Genomic DNA, 16,728 nt, shown 5'->3' with positions numbered 1-16,728 from the left:
TCAGCTGGCCCGTCGCATGCGGCCCTGTCGCCCGCCATTTTCCGCAAACAGCTCGGCAAGCTGCTCGGTCATCGCGCCGGCAAGCTCGTCCGCATCGACGATCGTCACGGCCTTGCGGTAATAGCGCGTCACGTCATGGCCGATGCCGATCGCCAGGAGTTCTACCGGCGAGCGCGTCTCGATCTGTTCGATCACGGCGCGCAGGTGCCGCTCGAGATAATTGCCCGGATTGACCGACAGCGTCGAATCGTCGACCGGCGCGCCGTCCGAGATCATCATCAGGATCTTGCGCTGTTCGCGGCGGGCGATCAGGCGGTTATGCGCCCACATCAGCGCTTCGCCGTCGATGTTTTCCTTGAGCAGGCCTTCGCGCATCATCAGGCCGAGATTGCGGCGCGAGCGGCGCCACGGTGCATCGGCGGACTTGTAGACGATATGGCGCAGGTCGTTGAGACGGCCGGGCGTCGGCGGCTTGCCGCTTGCCAGCCACTTTTCGCGCGCCTGCCCGCCCTTCCAGGCCTTGGTGGTGAAGCCGAGGATCTCGACCTTGACGCCGCAGCGCTCCAGCGTGCGGGCGAGGATATCGGCGCAGGTGGCGGCGACCGTGATCGGCCGGCCGCGCATCGAGCCGGAATTGTCGATGACCAGGGTGACGACGGTGTCCCGGAACTGCGTGTCGCGCTCCTTCTTGAAGGAGAGCGGCTGCATCGGATCGATGATCAGGCGCACGAGGCGGGCCGGATCGAGATAACCCTCTTCCAAATCGAAGTCCCAGGAGCGGTTCTGCTGCGCCATCAGGCGGCGCTGCAGGCGGTTCGCAAGCCGGCCTACCGCGCCCTGGAGATGGGCGAGCTGCTTGTCGAGGAAGGCCCGCAGCCGGTCGAGCTCTGCTTCGTCGCAAAGCTCCTCGGCCGTGATTTCCTCGTCGAATTCCTGGGTGAAGATCTTGTAGTCGACCTTCTCGTTGAAATCGTCGAACGGGCTGTTCGGCCGGCGGGTCTCGCCGGGCGTCTCGGAATGTTCGTCGCTGTCGTCCGACATGTCGTCGTCGGACATTTCCGCGCCGTCCATCTCGCCGTCGTCCATTTCCTCGTCGGAAGCGTCGCTCTGCTCGGCAGGTGCGGCGTCGGAGCCGGCTTCTTCCTCGACCTCGTCGTTCTCGGTCTCGTTGCTGCGCGGCTGGTCTTCCTGGTCCGGGTTCTCCATCTCCTCCGGCTCGGTATCGTCGTCGGCAAACTCCTCCGCCATCTGCATGGAGGTGAGCATGTGCCGCACCAGCTTGGCGAACGCCTGCTGGTCTTCGATCACGTTGCGGAGGTTGTCGAGATCGCCGGCCGCCTTGTCCTCGATGAACGGACGCCAGAGATCGAGCACCTTGCCGGCGCTCGCCGGCGGTTTGATGCCGGTCAGCTTCTCGCGAACCAGCATGGCGACCGCCTCGCCGATCGGTGCGTCTTCCTGCCGTTCGACGCCGGAGAAATTGGCCTTCGAATATTTTTCCGCATGCATCGAATTGAGGTTCGACGCCACGCCGGCCATCCTCAATGCGCCGATCGACTCGACGCGTGCCTGCTCGACGGCATCGAAGACGACGCGTGCGTCAGCACCCTGCGGCGACATGCTGGCATGCACGTTCGTATCGTGGCAGGCGATGCGCAGCGCCATGGAATCGCCGAGCCCGCGGGTTACCGCGAGCTCATGGGCCGTCGGCCGCTTGGAGATTTCCGGCAGGCGGATGCGCTCGCCGGCAAGGCCCGGACGTTCGTTGGCGAACGTGACCTCGACTTCCGCGTCACCGGCGATGGAACGCACGCAACCGGTAATCGCCCGCCGCAACGGTTCGGTATCAACCGGACCGCCGGATTTGGCTTTCGAATTGTCTCCGCGACCTGCCATGATCTCGTCTCCGCTTACGCTCCGAGAACGATGTTGGCGGCACTTTCCTTCAGCTCGACGCCGAAGGCTCGCTGGTATTGTTCGGCGACCAGCGTGCGTTCCAGTTCGTCGCACTTGTTGAGGAAGGTGATGCGGAAGGCGAACGCGACATCACCGAAGATCTCGGCGTTTTCCGCCCAGGTGATGACGGTACGCGGGCTCATGACGGTCGAGAGATCGCCGTTGATGAAGGCCGAACGGGTGAGATCCGCGACGCGCACCATCTTGGACACCGTTTCACGGCCCTCGGCCGTGCTGCCGAAGGACTTGACCTTGGCGGCGACGATATCGACTTCCTTCTGGTGCGGCAGATAGTTCAGCGTCGTCACAATCGACCACCGGTCCATCTGCGCCTGGTTGATCTGCTGCGTGCCGTGATAAAGGCCGGTCGTGTCACCAAGGCCTATCGTATTGGCGGTCGCGAAGATGCGGAATGCCGGGTGAGGACGGATGACGCGGCTCTGGTCGAGCAGGGTCAGCCGGCCGGAGGATTCGAGCACGCGCTGGATGACGAACATGACGTCCGGGCGACCGGCATCGTATTCGTCGAAAACGAGCGCGACATTGTGCTGGTAGGCCCAGGGCAGGATGCCGTCCTTGAATTCGGTGACCTGCTTGCCATCCTTCAGCACGATCGCGTCCTTGCCGACGAGATCGATGCGGCTGACATGGCTGTCGAGGTTGATACGCACGCACGGCCAGTTGAGGCGGGCTGCGACCTGCTCGATATGGGTGGACTTGCCGGTGCCGTGGAAGCCGGACACCATGACGCGTCGGTTATGCGCAAAGCCTGCGAGAATGGCGAGCGTCGTGTCGCGGTCGAAAAGATAGTCCGGGTCGAGATCCGGAACGTAAGGGTCGCCGCTGCTATATGCCGGAACCCTGATATCGCTGTCGATGCCGAAGACTTCCCTGACCGAAACGGTGGTATCGGGAAGGTTGGAAATATCTAGATCAATCTTACTCATCGTCTCTCCAAGGCGCGAGCCGCCGCCCGGCCGTCATCCTCACTGCCATAATTTTTACGGCTTAGCAGAAACCCGCCTGCTTCAACAACTGATATGCTTGAATGACGGCACGAAAACGTTCTTCCGAACCGCGGTCGCCGCCATTCGCATCCGGATGATGTTTCTTGACCAGTTCCTTGTAGCGAGTCTTGATCTCCGCAGCGGACGCATTGGCCGCCAACTCCATCGTATCGAAGGCTTTGGCTTCCAATGTCTTCAGCTTGCGCCCCTGCGTCTGGAAACGGGGGCCGGCAGCCCGCGCACTCGACACGAAGCCGAACGGATCCCTGAAGCGCTGCTGGGCGCCGGTAGCGCCCGCAGCACCTGAGCGCGCCGTGGAATGAAGCGGCGCATCCTTGGCAGCCTTGTTGACGCCGACGGTCCAGGTCGGACGATGGCCGGTGATCGCCTCTTTCTGGTACCGGGCGATCTCACCGTCCGACAGGCCGGAGAAATAATTATAGCCCTTGTTGTATTCCCGGACGTGCTCGAAACAGAACAGAAAGAACTGGCCTTCCGCGTTGCGGCCCACGGGCGCGCGATGGGCACCCGGCTTGTCGCACCCGTCCCATTGGCAGGTGGGCGCTTCAGGCACAGCTTCCTGCTGCCTGTTCTTGCGCGTCCGGATGCGGTCGAAATATTTGGAATCTAGTTTCATAAGGCCCTCATTATGGGGCGACGAACAGGGCGCGGCAAGAATTGACAAAGTCCTTTCTTACTGGTTTGTGAGATGCCCCTTTTGCGTCGCAACGGAGACCGAAATGTCCGTCAAATCCCGGATCGAAATCACGCTCACCGATAATCTCGAGCCGGAACGGCTGGTCGTCATCGATGAAAGCCATCAGCACGCCGGCCATCAGCCCGACATCACCGGAACCGGCGAAACCCACATGCGGGTCCGCATCGTTTCGAAAAAGTTTTCCGGAATGAGCCGGCTCGACCGGCATCGGACGGTGAATGCCCTGCTGAAGCCCGAACTCGACGCCGGACTTCACGCGCTGGCGGTGGAAGCCTCTGCACCGGGTGAGCCGACGCGCTGGTAGCAGGACTTAGATAGGGATGGCGGGGTGAGAGGCCAAGGTCCCCATGGTGTGGCCGCTTTCATCCGGCGTCGGCATCATAACTTCTCAATGCCTCTATGATGATAGCAGCTGGACAATGCCATACTCGGCCATAGCTTGCGAGACTGTACATCACGGGGTGCGGAAGAGTGCGTGAATTCCGCGCCCGACAGCTGGCTCGGCCGCAAAGCGGGCAATGACGTGCAGATGAGCATGAAAGACTTCCTGCCCTGCGATTGCACCGACATTCCAGCCAATGGTCCATCCCGAGGGACAAAAAGGATCAAGAAAGGACTTTGCAGCATGGAGAGCATTGCCAAGGTCACTCCATTCGGCTGAATTCAACTCGAAAGGTGTGGCAACGTGCCGGAAGGATACGACCAAGCTTTGAGCAGGGCGATCGGGCTCAATGCTTCCGAGCAAATAAAAATTCGACAGCCGGGCAATAGGCTCGTCTATCAGCATAGCGTTTGCGAGACAAAAACGGCATTGCGGATCATGCATGTATCACCCCGCCGGCAGCGTCACATCATCCGCCGACCGTATCCTCAGCCGCGTAATGCGGTTTTTCTCCCGCTTCAACACGACGAATCGCTTGCCGTAGAACGTAAACGCCTGCCTTTCCTGCGGAATGAGCTTTGATTCGTGGATGACGAGGCCGGCGATCGTCGTTGCTTCCGCATCCGGCAGGCTCCAGTCGAGCGCGCGGTTCAGATCGCGGATCGGCACGGAACCGTCGACGACGATCGACCCGTCCGCTTCCTGCCGCACGCCCTGGATCTCGATATCGTGCTCGTCGGCAATGTCGCCGACGATCTCTTCCAGGATGTCTTCCAGAGTGACTATGCCCTGCACCTCGCCATATTCGTCGACGACGACGGCGAAATGGCCCTTGCGCCGCAGGAAGGCGCTGAGCTGGTCCTTGAGGCTGGTGCTGTCGGGCACGAACCAGGGTTTTTGCGCGATCTTGACGATATCGAGGTTTTCCGGCTCGACATTCGGCTCGGCAAGCGCTCGGAGCAGGTCCTTGGCGTGCACGACGCCGATGATGTTCTCGGTCGAATGGCGCCACAGCGGCATGCGCGTATAGGGGCTTTCGAGCACGGCGCGGACCGCCACTTCCGGCGGATCGTCGGCATTCACCGCCCGCATCACCGTTCGGTGCTTCATGACGTCGGAGACTTCCAGTTCCTCGAGTTCGAAGAGGCCACTCAGGCGGTCGCGGTCCTGCTTGTCGAAATTTCCGTCGCGATGAATGAGATCGAGTGCGGCATGCAGGTCGTCATGACTGGAAAGAGCGAGTGTCTGTTCCGACAGGGAAACGCCGCACACGCGGAGAAGCCCGCGGATCACCGCGTTGACAGCACGCGACAGCAGACCTGCTTTGGATGTCATTTCGGCCGCTTCTCCTCCAGGAAGCTCAGGACCTCGGACGACGGAACGTCGTTGGCGACGAAAGACTGGCCAATGCCGTGGGTCAGGATGAAGGTGAGCTTGCCGCTCTGTACCTTCTTGTCCTGCGCAATCGCCTCCAGCAGCTTCTCCGTCGGCGGCAGCTTTCCGGGAATATCGCTCATCGACGTCGGCAGACCGACGGCCTTCAGATGGGCCGTGACCCGCGCCGCGTCGTCCGGGCTTGCAAGGTTCAGACGGGCCGAGAACTGATGCGCCAGCACCATGCCGATCGCAACGCCTTCGCCATGGACGAGGCGGCTGCTGTCATATTCGGTCGCCGCTTCCAGCGCATGGCCGAACGTGTGGCCGAGATTGAGCAGCGCCCGTCGGCCGGTCTCGCGCTCGTCCTCGACGACGACGTCCGATTTCGCCTGGCAGCTGATCGCAATCGCCTCGATCCGCTCCGAACCGCCGGCAAATACAGCTTTCCAGTTCTTTTCGAGCCAGGCGAAGAAATCCGGCTGGTCGATCAGACCATATTTCGCCACTTCCGCATAACCGGCCCGGAATTCGCGTTCGGAGAGCGAATCGAGCGCCGCGGTGTCGGCGAGAACCAGGTCCGGCTGGTGGAAGACGCCGAGCAGGTTCTTGCCGTGGCGGGTGTTGACGCCGGTCTTGCCGCCGACCGACGAATCGACCTGCGCCAGAAGCGAGGTCGGGATCTGCACGAAACGCACGCCGCGCCGGACGATGCCGGCCGCAAAACCGGCTAGGTCGCCGATCACCCCGCCGCCGAGCGCGATCACGGCGTCGTTGCGCTCGATACGGGCCGACAGCACCATGTCGCAGACGGTCGCCAGGTGTTCGAAACTCTTGGTCTTTTCACCGGCCGGCAGCGTCAGCGAAACCGCTTCGATCCCGTCCGTCTGCAGGCCGTCCATCAGCGCTTCGAGGTAGAGCGGCGCGACGTGCTCGTCGGTGACGATGGCCGCCTTGCGGCCTTTCAGCCGCGAGGTGATCTCGCCGCCAGCGCGCGTGATCAGGCCGGGTCCGATCAGGATGTCATAGGCCCGTTCGCCGAGCGGCACATGCACCAGGCGCTCAGGGGCGCGTTCCTCGGATCGGCCCTCGGACCGGGAAGACATGTTCATTGCAATTCACCTTCGCTGGGCAATTCACCTTCGCCGGACAGATTGGCCACCGCGGAAAGCACCTCGTTGACCATCACCTCCTTGCGGACATTTTCGGACAGTACCGTCACATCGGCCTCGGCATAGATCGGATAACGCTGGATCATCAGATTTTCGAGCGTCTGCCTGGGATTCTCGGTCTTCAGCAAGGGCCGGTGGTCGCGTTTGTTCACCCGTTCCCACAAAACGTCGAGATCCGCCTTCAGCCAGACGGAAATGCCGCCGATCTTGATCTGGTGGCGGGTGTTCTCGTTGATGAAGGCACCGCCGCCGGTCGAAACCACGCGCGGGCCGCCCCTGAGCAGGCGCTCGATGACACGGGTTTCCAACGCCCGGAACTCCACCTCGCCGTAGGTGGCGAAGAGTTCGCTGATGGTCATGCGCGAAACCTTTTCGATCTCCGCATCGGTATCGATGAAGGGAATGGAAAGGGTCTGCGCCACCAGGCGGCCGATCGCCGATTTGCCGGCCCCCATCAAACCGACGAAGATCAGGTTGCGCTTGCCGAGGACGGCGCGCGCCTTTTCGCTGAGTGGGGTTGCGACTTCTGTCATTGTCAGGTCCGTTTCGAAAAACGGTATCGACAAATGCGTCGGCAGCGTCAAGCCGTCGCAACCCTCAAAGAATGCGGGGGATTGTTTGTTCTTGCCGATGTGTAAACCTTTATCGATATATTGCGGCGCAACTCCGGGAGTCCTTTATGCCCACCCTTTTCCGTTTCCTCTTCGTGCTGGCGGCGATCGCAGGCATCGTTTATGGAAGCATGGTGGCTCTCGTGATGCTGGTGGATCCGCGCGAGCGCGACGTGACCGTGCGCATTCCTTCCGAGCGGTTGAACCCGGCAACGCCGCAACAATAACGGCAGGGAACATGGCCGACCTTTCCCGAGCCCATATCGAAGCCTTTCTCGAAATGATGAGCGCCGAACGGGGTGCCGCCGGCAATACGCTCATATCCTACGAACGCGACCTAGAAGATCTGCAGTCCTTCCTCGCCGCCGGCAACACGTCGGCCCTGGCGGCGCAAAGCGCCAATCTCTCCGCCTATCTCGCCCATCTCGGCGCCCAGGGTTTTGCTGCCTCGTCCCAGGCGAGAAAACTGTCGGCCATGCGCCAGTTCTACAAATTCCTCTATGCCGAGGGACTGCGCGGCGATGATCCGACCGCCATCCTCGACGCACCGAAAAAAGGCCGCTCGCTGCCGAAGATCATGAGCGAGGACGATGTGACGCGGCTCCTGGACCTGGCCGCGAAGGAAGCCGCCGAACCCGGCCCGGATCAGCTTGCGCGCCTCAGAATGCTGGCGCTGCTCGAACTTCTCTATGCGACCGGCATGCGTGTCAGCGAACTCGTGTCGCTGCCGGTCAAGGTTCTTGACCAGGAAGGACGTTTCCTGATCATCCGCGGCAAGGGCAACAAGGAACGGCTGGTGCCGCTATCGAGGTCGGCGATCGCGGCTCTCGGACCCTATGGCCAGGCCCGTCAGGCTTCGCTCGCCAAGACGGGCGACAGTCCCTGGCTCTTCCCATCCGCCGGCAAGGAGGGGTATTTGCCGAGGCAGGTATTTGCCCGCGACCTCAAGGGTCTGGCGGCGCGCGCCGGACTTAGAGCCGCCGCAATCTCTCCCCATGTGATGCGCCATGCCTTCGCAAGCCACCTCCTCCAGAATGGGGCAGACCTTCGAGTTGTGCAGGAACTGCTCGGCCATTCCGACATTTCCACCACTCAAATCTACACGCATGTACTGGAAGAAAGGCTGCGAGAGCTGGTTCAAACACACCACCCTCTTGCAAAACAGGCCAAAAACCGGGATTAGAGGCCCCAAACAGAAAATGGGAACTCCGTGTTCCTGAGATAAAACAACCGGAAACCGGCTCTCATGCAGACTTATCTCGATTTCGAAAAGCCAATCTCGGACCTCGAAGGCAAGATTCACGAGCTCAAAAAGCTCGCCTCCGAGGACGAAAGCATCGATACGTCCGAGGAAATCGGCAGGTTGGAGACCCGGGTCAGGGAAGCAACCCGGGAAATCTATTCCAAGCTTGGCGCCTGGGAGAAAACGCAGGTCGCGCGCCATCCGCAGCGACCGCATTTCCTCGATTATTCCGCCCATCTCTTCACCGATTTCACGCCGCTCGCCGGCGACCGCAATTTCGGCGAGGACGCCGCCATCCAGGCCGGCCTTGCCCGCTTCAACGGCATGGCCGTTGCCGTTATCGGCCAGGAAAAGGGCCATGACACCAAGACCCGCCTGAAGCACAATTTCGGCAGTCCGCGTCCGGAAGGCTATCGCAAGGCGATCCGGATCATGGAGATGGCCGATCGTTTCCACCTGCCTGTCATCACCCTCATCGATACGGCAGGCGCCTATCCGGGCGTCGGCGCCGAGGAACGCGGCCAGGCGGAAGCCATCGCCCGCTCGACGGAAATGTGCCTGGGCCTGAAGGTTCCGATGGTTTCCGTCGTGATCGGCGAAGGCGGCTCCGGCGGCGCAATCGCGATCGCCACCGGCAACCGCGTCTACATGCTCGAGCATTCGATCTATTCGGTGATCTCGCCGGAAGGCGCGGCTTCGATCCTCTGGCGCGATTCGACCCGCGCCCGCGAAGCAGCAACCAACATGAAGATCACCGCCGAAGACCTGAAGGGCCTCGGCATCATCGACGACATCATTCCGGAGCCGGTCGGCGGCGCACATCGCGAACCCGAGGCCGTCATCGCCGCGACGGGCAAGGTCATCGCTTCGGCGCTGGAAGATCTCGGCAGGCTTTCGGGCGACGAAGTGCGGGCTGCACGCCGGCAGAAATTCCTCGATATCGGCCGCAATCTCTGATCTTCGGGCCTCCGCCACGCCAATAGCCAAATTTGGCCATATTGCTGATAACATTGGGTGCCGGGCGGTTTTGCTGGACAGGCCTGCGCAAGCGGTTAAGAATATGTAAAGATTACCGCTTTATTCATAGAAGTCCTGTACCGAATTCGTTCGTCGTTCCAAGTCTATGTGGTCCGTACCGATGCGCCTGAAACACATCGCTTTCGCTCTCCTCGTCGCAACGGCCCTGACAGGCTGTAACGATACGCTCGATTCCGCTAGCATCGACCTGAAGAGCGTCAAGAACAAGGTCGAGCAGCCGCTGCCTTCGAGCATTCTCGCCGAGATGCAGAAGAAGAACATGCCGCGCAATTCGCCGATCATGATCCGCATCCTCAAGGAAGAGGGCAAGCTGGAAGTCTGGAAGGCCAGGGCCGACAACCGCTTCGAGGTGATCAAGAGCTACGACATCTGCGCCTGGTCCGGAAAGCTCGGCCCGAAGATCAAGGAAGGCGACCGCCAGGCCCCGGAAGGTTTCTACAACCTGACGCCGGCGCACCTGAACCCGAATTCGAAATACTACCTTGCCATCAATACCGGTTTCCCGAACCGCTACGATGCCGCAAACGGCCGTACCGGCTCCAACCTGATGATCCACGGCGCCTGCTCGTCGTCCGGCTGTTATTCGATGACCGACGAACAGGTTCTGGAAATCTACGCCTTCGCCCGCGACGCCTTCAAGGGCGGCCAGACCTCCGTGCAGCTCCAGGCTCTCCCCTTCCGCATGACGGCGGACAACATGGCGCGCCACCGCGACAGCCAGAATTATGATTTCTGGAAGATGCTGAAGACCGGCTTCGATCATTTCGAAGTCACCAAGCGCCCGCCGGAAGTCAACGTCTGCGAAAAGAAGTATGTCTTCAACCAGCAGGTCGATAGCAACGGCACATTTGCGCCTGCCAGCGCCTGCCCGCCCATGTCGACGCCTCCCGCGCTCGTATCGGCCCTGACCTCCTACGAAAAGACCTATAAGGTCGCCTACGAGAAGGCCTTGGAGAAATTCGACGGCAAGGTCTGGTATGAGCCGACCGAAGCCGAGCGCAAGGCCGTGGTCGCCGACAAGCGCAAGGGCCGCGATATCGCCTATGCGCCGACGGGAACCTCGCTCGAGGCCGGCAAGCTGCTCAGCCAGTCCGAATTCCGCGACATGATGGAAAAGCGGATGGCCTCCCAGAACAAGCCGGCCAACACCGTGCTCGCCTCTGCAGGCCCCGTCACGTTTCGTCCCGGCACCGCCGCCGACCGCATGAAGCAGGACCGCTTGCCGGCTGCCGCGACCGCCGCCCCCGTCGCGCAAGGCAATGTCGCGCAGAGCACCGGTACGGTCCCGACCGTCGCCACGGCCCAGGGCACGACCACCACGGTTCCGATCCCCGCCCAGAACCCGCTCGCCTATGCTGCTCCGCCGATCAGCGAAGAAAAGAAGAAGCCGTTCTGGAAGTTCTGGAGCCAGGAATGACCCCGACCACCGATGGCCTCTACGACTTGAGAGGCCTGAAGTGTCCCCTGCCCGTCCTGAAGACGCGCCGCCGGCTGAAAGCCATGGAGAGCGGCACGGAACTTGCGATCGAAACCACCGATCCTCTGGCCGGCATCGACATCCCGCATTTCTGCAATCAGGAAGGCCACGAACTGGTGCGCTCGGAAAAGACCGAGACGGGCCACCGTTTTTTGATCCGCAAGGGTTGAGCGGACCTACATCCGAAGACCGGGAACGGCGAGCGGATTGTCTTCCAGCGCCGCGCGATCCGGCCGGTCGACACGCGGCTGGCCCGTAAACGCCGCGAAAAGATCCGTGACGAAGGCTTCCTCCAGCCCCTGGGTGATCAGCACCATGCGGGTGCGCCGGTCGGAGCCGTCAGGCCATTTCGGCAGCCGCTGCGGCGGATGGAAGACGCTTTGCACCCCATGCAGCACCAGCGGCCGGTCCGGGTTGTCGGAAAGCGCCACGATCGCCTTCATCCTGAGCAGCTTCTCGCCATGGGCCGAGCGCAGCAGGTCGATGAACATCTCGATCGCCATCGGATCGATCGGCTTGTCGTGGATGATCGAGAAGGAGCGGATGTCGTCGCCGTGACGGTTTACGTCATGATGGTGATGGCCATGCCCGTGGTGCTCATGGCCATGGTGATGATCGTGGTCATGACCATGACCGTGGTGGTGATGCGCTTCGGCATCGTTCGCGAGCTCGTCATGCAGCCAGCGATCCACGTCGGCGATCTTCGTCGCGGGGTCGTAGAGGCCGTTCACCAGAATGCCAGCCGTGCCGGCCTCCTCGCTGTCTCCATCGACGACCAGCGCCCGCGGATTGAGCGCGGCAAGCCGGCTTTTCAGCGCCGCAAGCTGCGGCGCATCCGCCATCGACAGCTTGGAGATGATCAGCCGGTCGGCCACCGCCACCTGCTTCACGGCCTCCTGGTGACGGTCGAGCGTGGAGACGCCGTTCACCGCATCGACCACGGTGATGACGCCGTCGAGCTCGAAATTTTGCGCGATGACCGGATTGCCCATCACCGACTGCATGACCGGTGCCGGGTCTGCAAGGCCCGTGGTTTCGATGACGATGCGGCGGATCGGCCTCAGCCGGCCGGTCTGGATGCCGTCCATGATGGAAGCGAGCGAATCCACCAGCTCGCCGCGCACCGTGCAGCAGAGGCAGCCATTGGCGATCTCTAGCAACGCGTCGCCCGACGCTTCGACCAGGAAATTGTCGATCCCGACCTCGCCGAACTCGTTGATGATCACGGCCGTATCGCTGGTGCCCGGATCCTTGAGGATGCGGTTCAGCAGGGTTGACTTTCCTGCGCCGAGAAAACCGGTGAGGATGGAGACCGGAATCCGGCTGCGAGGAGAAGACATGACCTGTTCCCGTTCAGAATGTCGGGCGCGGCTGCGGGATCGGCACGTTGGCGATCTCGTTCTTGCCCTTGGTTGAAGCGATCTGCTCGCTGCCGGGAATAAGGCCGGCGAAGCTGTAGACCGGCGGGCGGTCCATCTCGTGGATATAGGGCGAATGCTGGACAGTACGGCCGGCATCGTCACGGGTTTCGCTGCGCACCTTGGCCGCCTGCGGATTGCAGATCGTGGCGCTGACGTCGTTGACCTCGGCCATATCTCCATAAGGCTGCAGCGATGTCAGCGGCACGCCCTGGTTCCACGGCGAGGTCAGTCCCTGCTGCAGAAGGTTGGCCGTGTCGTCGGCGCGGCCGGCAAGGCTGTCGGAACCCAGCACCACGGAGATCACCGTGCGGCCGTCGCGCGTCGCCGAACCGACCTGATTGAAGCCGGAGGCGCAGATGAAGCCGGTCTTCATCCCGTCGGCGCCATCGAAACGGCCGATCAGCGTATTGAAGTTCGGATATTGCTTGGCGCCGGTATCGATGCCCTCGAGCGAAAAATAGCTCTGGTATTCCGGAAAATCCTGCTTGAGGCGCAGCGTCAGCAGCGCAAGATCGCGCGCCGTCGAATACTGGCCCTTGCCGGGCAGGCCATGGGGATTGATATAGCGCGTCGAGGTCATGCCGAGCGACTGGGCCTGACTGTTCATCATCGCCACGAACTGGTCGAGCGAGCCGCCGACGGTCTCGGCGACTGCGACCGCCACGTCGTTGGCCGACTTGACGAGCAGGATTTTCAAGGCGCTGTCCATGGTGAGCTTGGAGCCCGGCTTGAAATACATCTTGCTCGCCGGCTGATCGGTCGCCTTCTTGCTCATGACGACAGGCGTATCGAGCGTAAGCCTGCCGGACTTCAACGCCTTGAAGGTCACGTATGCGGTCATCAGCTTGGTCAGCGAGGCCGGATACCACTTCAGGAACGCGTCCTCATGGGCGATCACTTTGCCGGTCCTGGCGTCGATCACCATCTTGGGATTGGCGGCGGCGCTTCCTGCGGATACGAAAAGCCCAATGGCCGTAACGGCAGAAATCAGCCGGGTTGCGGACACGGATCGGAGGCTTGAAGTCGGCAAGGGTGTCCCTCGTTGTTGCGGCTTTAACGAGTGTGGCGCATATGCGGCCTATGTGGCCAACCAATGGCAAAGAAGATTGATTACGTCAATCATGACAGGCACACTCCGGCCGGGAGGACTTGTCATAACCGCGTGACCAGCCAGCAACAGGGAACAGTATGCCGATTTTGAACCGGGCCGCCGAACTTCAGGTCGAAGTCAGCGAGTGGCGACGATATCTTCATGAAAATCCCGAGATTCTTTACGAGGTTGAGAACACCGCCTCCTTCGTGGAACAGAAGCTGAAGGAATTCGGCGTCGACGAAGTCGTGCCCGGCATCGGCCGTACCGGCGTCGTCGGAATCATCCGCGGCAAGGGACCGGGCGGCCGCACGATCGGGCTCCGCGCCGATATGGACGCCCTGCCGCTCACCGAAATCACCGGCAAACCCTGGGCGTCGAAAGCCCCCGGCAAGATGCACGCCTGCGGCCACGACGGTCACACATCCATGCTCCTGGGTGCGGCGAAATACCTCGCGGAAACCCGCAATTTCAACGGCACCGTGGCGCTGATCTTCCAGCCCGCCGAGGAGGGTGGCGCCGGGGCTCTGGCGATGGTCGAGGACGGCATGATGGAGCGGTTCGGCATCGACGAAGTCTACGGCATGCACAACATGCCGGGCATTCCGCTCGGCCAGTTTGCCATCCGCAAGGGCGGCATCATGGCGGCGCCCGACCGCTTCACCATCACCATCAAGGGCCGCGGCGGCCATGCCGCCCAGCCGCACAAGACCATCGACCCGATCTTCATCGGTTCGCAGCTGGTCGGCAGCCTGCAGGCGATCGCCGCCCGCAACGCCGACCCGGTTCACTCGATCGTCATTTCCGTGACCCGCTTCGACGCCGGCACGGCGTATAACATCATTCCCGACCAGGCGACGCTGTGGGGCACGGTCCGGACGCTCAGCGAAGAGACCCGCGATCTTGCCGAAAACCGCATCCGCCAGATCGTCGAGGGCATCGTCAGCGCCCATGGCGCCACGTCTGAGATCGATTATTACCGCCAGTGCCCGGTCACCTTCAACCATGACCTCGAAACCGATCACGCGATCGGCGTCGCGGCAGAGGTGGTGGGTGCTTCCAACGTCGACACCAATGTCGAGCCGACCATGGCCGGCGAGGACTTCGCCTTCATGCTGAAACGCCGCCCCGGCGCCTTCATCTTCATCGGCAACGGCGATACGGCCGCCCTCCACAACCCGCATTACGATTTCGACGACGAGGCGATTTCCTACGGCATTTCCTACTGGGTTCGGCTGGCCGAACAGCGGTTGACGGAATGACGAGACAAAAGGCTTGGCTAAACGCCTCGCCTTTTGTATGGAATTCCTCATGTGGTCCCATAGCTCAGCAGGATAGAGCGCAGGATTCCTAATCCTGAGGCCGATGGTTCGAATCCATCTGGGATCACCACTTCCGTTTATCGGGCAATCGTCGGCGTCTGGTCCATCCGTTTCGGCCGCCTTACCGAGCGAACGACGCCGCGACGGGCAGCGCCCAGCAGGGCTGCAATCAGCCAGCCGCAGAAAAACCCGCCCGCCGCCCAGGTGAGGCCCGCGAAATCCACCGGCACGCCGGGCACGAAATCGCGCCAGGCATTCGCAAACGTCGTCGAATCAGGATTGCGCATCACGACGAACGGCTTGGTGAAAGGGGGCGCCAGGGTCAGCTCTTTCTGCTGCTCGGCAAGCATCTCATAACGCGAAAAAGTGCGCCGCATCGCTTCGCCCTGATTGCGCAGGAAGGTCTGCGGCGAGACGGAATAGATGTTGAGCGCCTCCTGGCGGTCGAGGCCGTTGTGATTGGCCTGGGCGTCGAATTCCGAGATCAGGATCTTCAACTCGTCGAGCGCCCCGCCGATCCGCTGGCGGTATTGCTGCGCGAATTCCGGCGCCTGCGAGAAAAAGATTCCGCCCAGCAGCGCCATCGCCATCGTGAGCATTCTTCCGAGCATGAGCATGGCAAAACCTCGGTTGTTTTGCCGATCAACGGCGCGGGAGGGTCAAAGGTTGCCTTGTTTCACCCGCACATGCTCCATGCGGAAGCCGAGGCCGATCAGCCGGCCGGCGAGATGGGCGAGCAGCGGAAAGCGGGCGATGCCCCGGATGAAGGCCGGCGGACCCTTGCTTTTGCGATCGTCCACCTGATCCGTTCGCCGACTGCTCCTCATCATCAACTGCAGCTTCTGCGTCGCCCTGGTCGGGAAACTGCGCCGCTTTTCGACGGCGGCGAGATCGGCATCGGCGAGACGGTTTTCGCGCAAAGGGGCAGCCAGGATATTGGCGGCCGCCACCGCATCCTGGATCGCCAGGTTGACCCCCACGCCGCCGATCGGCGACATCGCATGCGCCGCGTCGCCGATGCAGATCAGCCCGGTCCGCCACCATTGCTTCAGACGGTCGATGCGCACCGTCAGCAGGCTGGTATCCTCGAAACTGCGGATTTCCTGCATCCGCTCGGTCGGCAGAGGCGAGACATCGGCGACCATCCGCCGGAAGGCCTCGATGCCCTTCTCGCGGATCTCCGCAAATGTGGTGCGGCGGATCACATACCCGCACTGCCAATAGTCGCCGCGGTCGATCAGCACGAAACCCTGGCGCGGGCCGGCATGACCCATCACCTCGTTCGGATCGTCCTTCTGCTTCGACAGCTTCATCCAGACGACCTCGCTCGGAATGCCGAAACTCTCCACATCGAGGCCAGCCTTTTCGCGGACGACCGAATTGCGACCGTCGGCACCGACGACGAGCGCCGAGCGGATGGTGAGCTCTCCTTCGGGCGTCTCCAGGATAAGGCCGGAGATCGCCCCCTGCTCCTCCAGCACGTCCGCCACCTTCGCCTGCATGATCAGCCGGAAATTCGGATAGCCCCGTGCCTTGGCGGCGAGAAAACTCAAAAAGTCCCATTGCGGCATGAAGGCGATGAAGCGGTTCCTGACCGGCAGCCGCGAAAAATCCGCGATCGTGATCGTCTTCCCGCCCATCTCTGCGGACAATTTTGGCGCCCGCGTGTGCTGCAACTGCAAAAATTCGTCGATCAGGCCGAGCTCGTGGATCACCTCCAGCGTCGAGGGATGGATCGTATCGCCGCGAAAATCGCGCAGGAAATCCGCGTGCTTTTCGACCACCGTGACATCGACGCCGGCCCGCGCCAGCAGGAGGCCGAGCATCAGGCCTGCTGGACCGGCGCCGGCGATTACGCAAGTCGTCTGGATTTCACTGTGTTCGCTCATCATCCCACTTCGCGCCAAGAGCACCCTT

17 protein-coding genes, 1 tRNA gene and 1 pseudogene are annotated in these 16,728 nt (G+C 61.9%); 8 read left to right on the top strand and 11 right to left on the bottom strand.

The annotated features are described in order from the left end of the window. From cobT to GQ59_RS12660, 3 genes are all read right to left on the bottom strand, one after another. Positions 1 to 1,896, bottom strand: coding sequence for a cobaltochelatase subunit CobT (gene cobT / locus GQ59_RS12670; protein ID WP_037081682.1), 1,896 nt, complete (start codon positions 1,894 to 1,896; stop codon positions 1 to 3). A 14-nt stretch (positions 1,897 to 1,910) separates the two neighbouring features. Continuing rightward, a complete protein-coding gene (gene cobS / locus GQ59_RS12665) occupies positions 1,911 to 2,903 on the bottom strand; it encodes a cobaltochelatase subunit CobS (protein WP_037081681.1) in 993 nt (330 codons plus the stop codon). 61 nt (positions 2,904 to 2,964) lie between these two features. Beyond that, positions 2,965 to 3,600 (bottom strand): J domain-containing protein, encoded by a 636-nt coding sequence (locus GQ59_RS12660; protein ID WP_037081680.1) that lies wholly within the window; start codon positions 3,598 to 3,600, stop codon positions 2,965 to 2,967. Positions 3,601 to 3,703: 103 nt separating this feature from the next. On the opposite strand from GQ59_RS12660, the gene GQ59_RS12655 reads away from it, so the two are divergent. Next, positions 3,704 to 3,985, top strand: coding sequence for a BolA family protein (locus GQ59_RS12655; protein ID WP_007753730.1), 282 nt, complete (start codon positions 3,704 to 3,706; stop codon positions 3,983 to 3,985). Positions 3,986 to 4,135: 150 nt separating this feature from the next. Here GQ59_RS12655 and GQ59_RS31065 read toward each other — a convergent pair whose 3' ends face one another. The 4 genes and pseudogenes from GQ59_RS31065 to GQ59_RS12640 form a co-directional block, all read right to left on the bottom strand. Further along, positions 4,136 to 4,507 carry an HIT family protein gene (locus GQ59_RS31065; protein ID WP_084683134.1) on the bottom strand — a complete coding sequence of 124 codons (372 nt, stop codon included), beginning with the start codon at positions 4,505 to 4,507 and terminating at the stop codon, positions 4,136 to 4,138. Between the two features lie 3 nt (positions 4,508 to 4,510). Beyond that, a pseudogene (locus tag GQ59_RS12650) lies at positions 4,511 to 5,383 on the bottom strand (HlyC/CorC family transporter); the annotation flags it as partial. An 11-nt stretch (positions 5,384 to 5,394) separates the two neighbouring features. Further along, positions 5,395 to 6,549, bottom strand: coding sequence for a 3-dehydroquinate synthase (aroB, locus tag GQ59_RS12645; RefSeq protein ID WP_174459615.1), 1,155 nt, complete (start codon positions 6,547 to 6,549; stop codon positions 5,395 to 5,397). Continuing rightward, positions 6,546 to 7,142 (bottom strand): shikimate kinase, encoded by a 597-nt coding sequence (locus GQ59_RS12640; RefSeq protein WP_037081852.1) that lies wholly within the window; start codon positions 7,140 to 7,142, stop codon positions 6,546 to 6,548. Before GQ59_RS12640 ends, aroB begins: the two co-directional genes overlap by 4 nt. A 146-nt stretch (positions 7,143 to 7,288) precedes the next feature. Between GQ59_RS12640 and GQ59_RS32690 the strand changes: the two genes are divergently transcribed. The 5 genes from GQ59_RS32690 to GQ59_RS12615 all read left to right on the top strand — a co-directional run bounded on the left by GQ59_RS32690 (position 7,289) and on the right by GQ59_RS12615 (position 11,148). Then, positions 7,289 to 7,447 (top strand): hypothetical protein, encoded by a 159-nt coding sequence (locus GQ59_RS32690; RefSeq protein ID WP_037081678.1) that lies wholly within the window; start codon positions 7,289 to 7,291, stop codon positions 7,445 to 7,447. 11 nt (positions 7,448 to 7,458) lie between these two features. Next, positions 7,459 to 8,403 (top strand): site-specific tyrosine recombinase XerD, encoded by a 945-nt coding sequence (gene xerD, locus GQ59_RS12630; RefSeq protein WP_037081677.1) that lies wholly within the window; start codon positions 7,459 to 7,461, stop codon positions 8,401 to 8,403. Between the two features lie 63 nt (positions 8,404 to 8,466). Beyond that, complete coding sequence (locus GQ59_RS12625; protein WP_007753759.1) at positions 8,467 to 9,420, top strand: acetyl-CoA carboxylase carboxyltransferase subunit alpha; 954 nt, start codon at positions 8,467 to 8,469, stop codon at positions 9,418 to 9,420. A gap of 181 nt (positions 9,421 to 9,601) precedes the next feature. Further along, on the top strand, positions 9,602 to 10,918 hold the full coding sequence (locus tag GQ59_RS12620) for a L,D-transpeptidase family protein (protein ID WP_037081850.1): 1,317 nt from the start codon (positions 9,602 to 9,604) through the stop codon (positions 10,916 to 10,918). Continuing rightward, positions 10,915 to 11,148: a sulfurtransferase TusA family protein gene (locus GQ59_RS12615; protein ID WP_037081676.1), complete on the top strand. Its 234-nt coding sequence runs from the start codon at positions 10,915 to 10,917 to the stop codon at positions 11,146 to 11,148. Before GQ59_RS12620 ends, GQ59_RS12615 begins: the two co-directional genes overlap by 4 nt. Before the next feature lie 6 nt (positions 11,149 to 11,154). Here GQ59_RS12615 and GQ59_RS12610 read toward each other — a convergent pair whose 3' ends face one another. Both GQ59_RS12610 and GQ59_RS12605 read right to left on the bottom strand, forming a co-directional pair. Further along, on the bottom strand, positions 11,155 to 12,318 hold the full coding sequence (locus tag GQ59_RS12610; protein ID WP_037081675.1) for a CobW family GTP-binding protein: 1,164 nt from the start codon (positions 12,316 to 12,318) through the stop codon (positions 11,155 to 11,157). Positions 12,319 to 12,331: 13 nt separating this feature from the next. Next, positions 12,332 to 13,429: a D-alanyl-D-alanine carboxypeptidase family protein gene (locus GQ59_RS12605; RefSeq protein ID WP_037081674.1), complete on the bottom strand. Its 1,098-nt coding sequence runs from the start codon at positions 13,427 to 13,429 to the stop codon at positions 12,332 to 12,334. 158 nt (positions 13,430 to 13,587) lie between these two features. Here GQ59_RS12605 and GQ59_RS12600 point away from each other — a divergent pair, with 158 nt between their 5' ends. Then, positions 13,588 to 14,751: a M20 aminoacylase family protein gene (locus GQ59_RS12600; protein ID WP_037081673.1), complete on the top strand. Its 1,164-nt coding sequence runs from the start codon at positions 13,588 to 13,590 to the stop codon at positions 14,749 to 14,751. Positions 14,752 to 14,804: 53 nt separating this feature from the next. After that, positions 14,805 to 14,881 (top strand) — tRNA-Arg (locus GQ59_RS12595). 7 nt (positions 14,882 to 14,888) lie between these two features. Here GQ59_RS12595 and GQ59_RS12590 read toward each other — a convergent pair. Together GQ59_RS12590 and GQ59_RS12585 are read right to left on the bottom strand one after the other, a co-directional pair. Next, positions 14,889 to 15,428 carry a DUF2937 family protein gene (locus GQ59_RS12590; protein ID WP_037081671.1) on the bottom strand — a complete coding sequence of 180 codons (540 nt, stop codon included), beginning with the start codon at positions 15,426 to 15,428 and terminating at the stop codon, positions 14,889 to 14,891. A 42-nt stretch (positions 15,429 to 15,470) separates the two neighbouring features. Then, positions 15,471 to 16,700 (bottom strand): FAD-dependent oxidoreductase, encoded by a 1,230-nt coding sequence (locus GQ59_RS12585; protein WP_244447955.1) that lies wholly within the window; start codon positions 16,698 to 16,700, stop codon positions 15,471 to 15,473. Between the last annotated feature and the right edge of the window lie 28 nt (positions 16,701 to 16,728).

Origin of the sequence: Neorhizobium vignae, from assembly GCF_000732195.1 — a bacterium.
GTDB lineage: Bacteria > Pseudomonadota > Alphaproteobacteria > Rhizobiales > Rhizobiaceae > Neorhizobium > Neorhizobium vignae.
The sequence above is the reverse complement of the archived record's forward strand: the minus strand, read 5'-3'. Positions and strand labels throughout refer to the sequence as shown.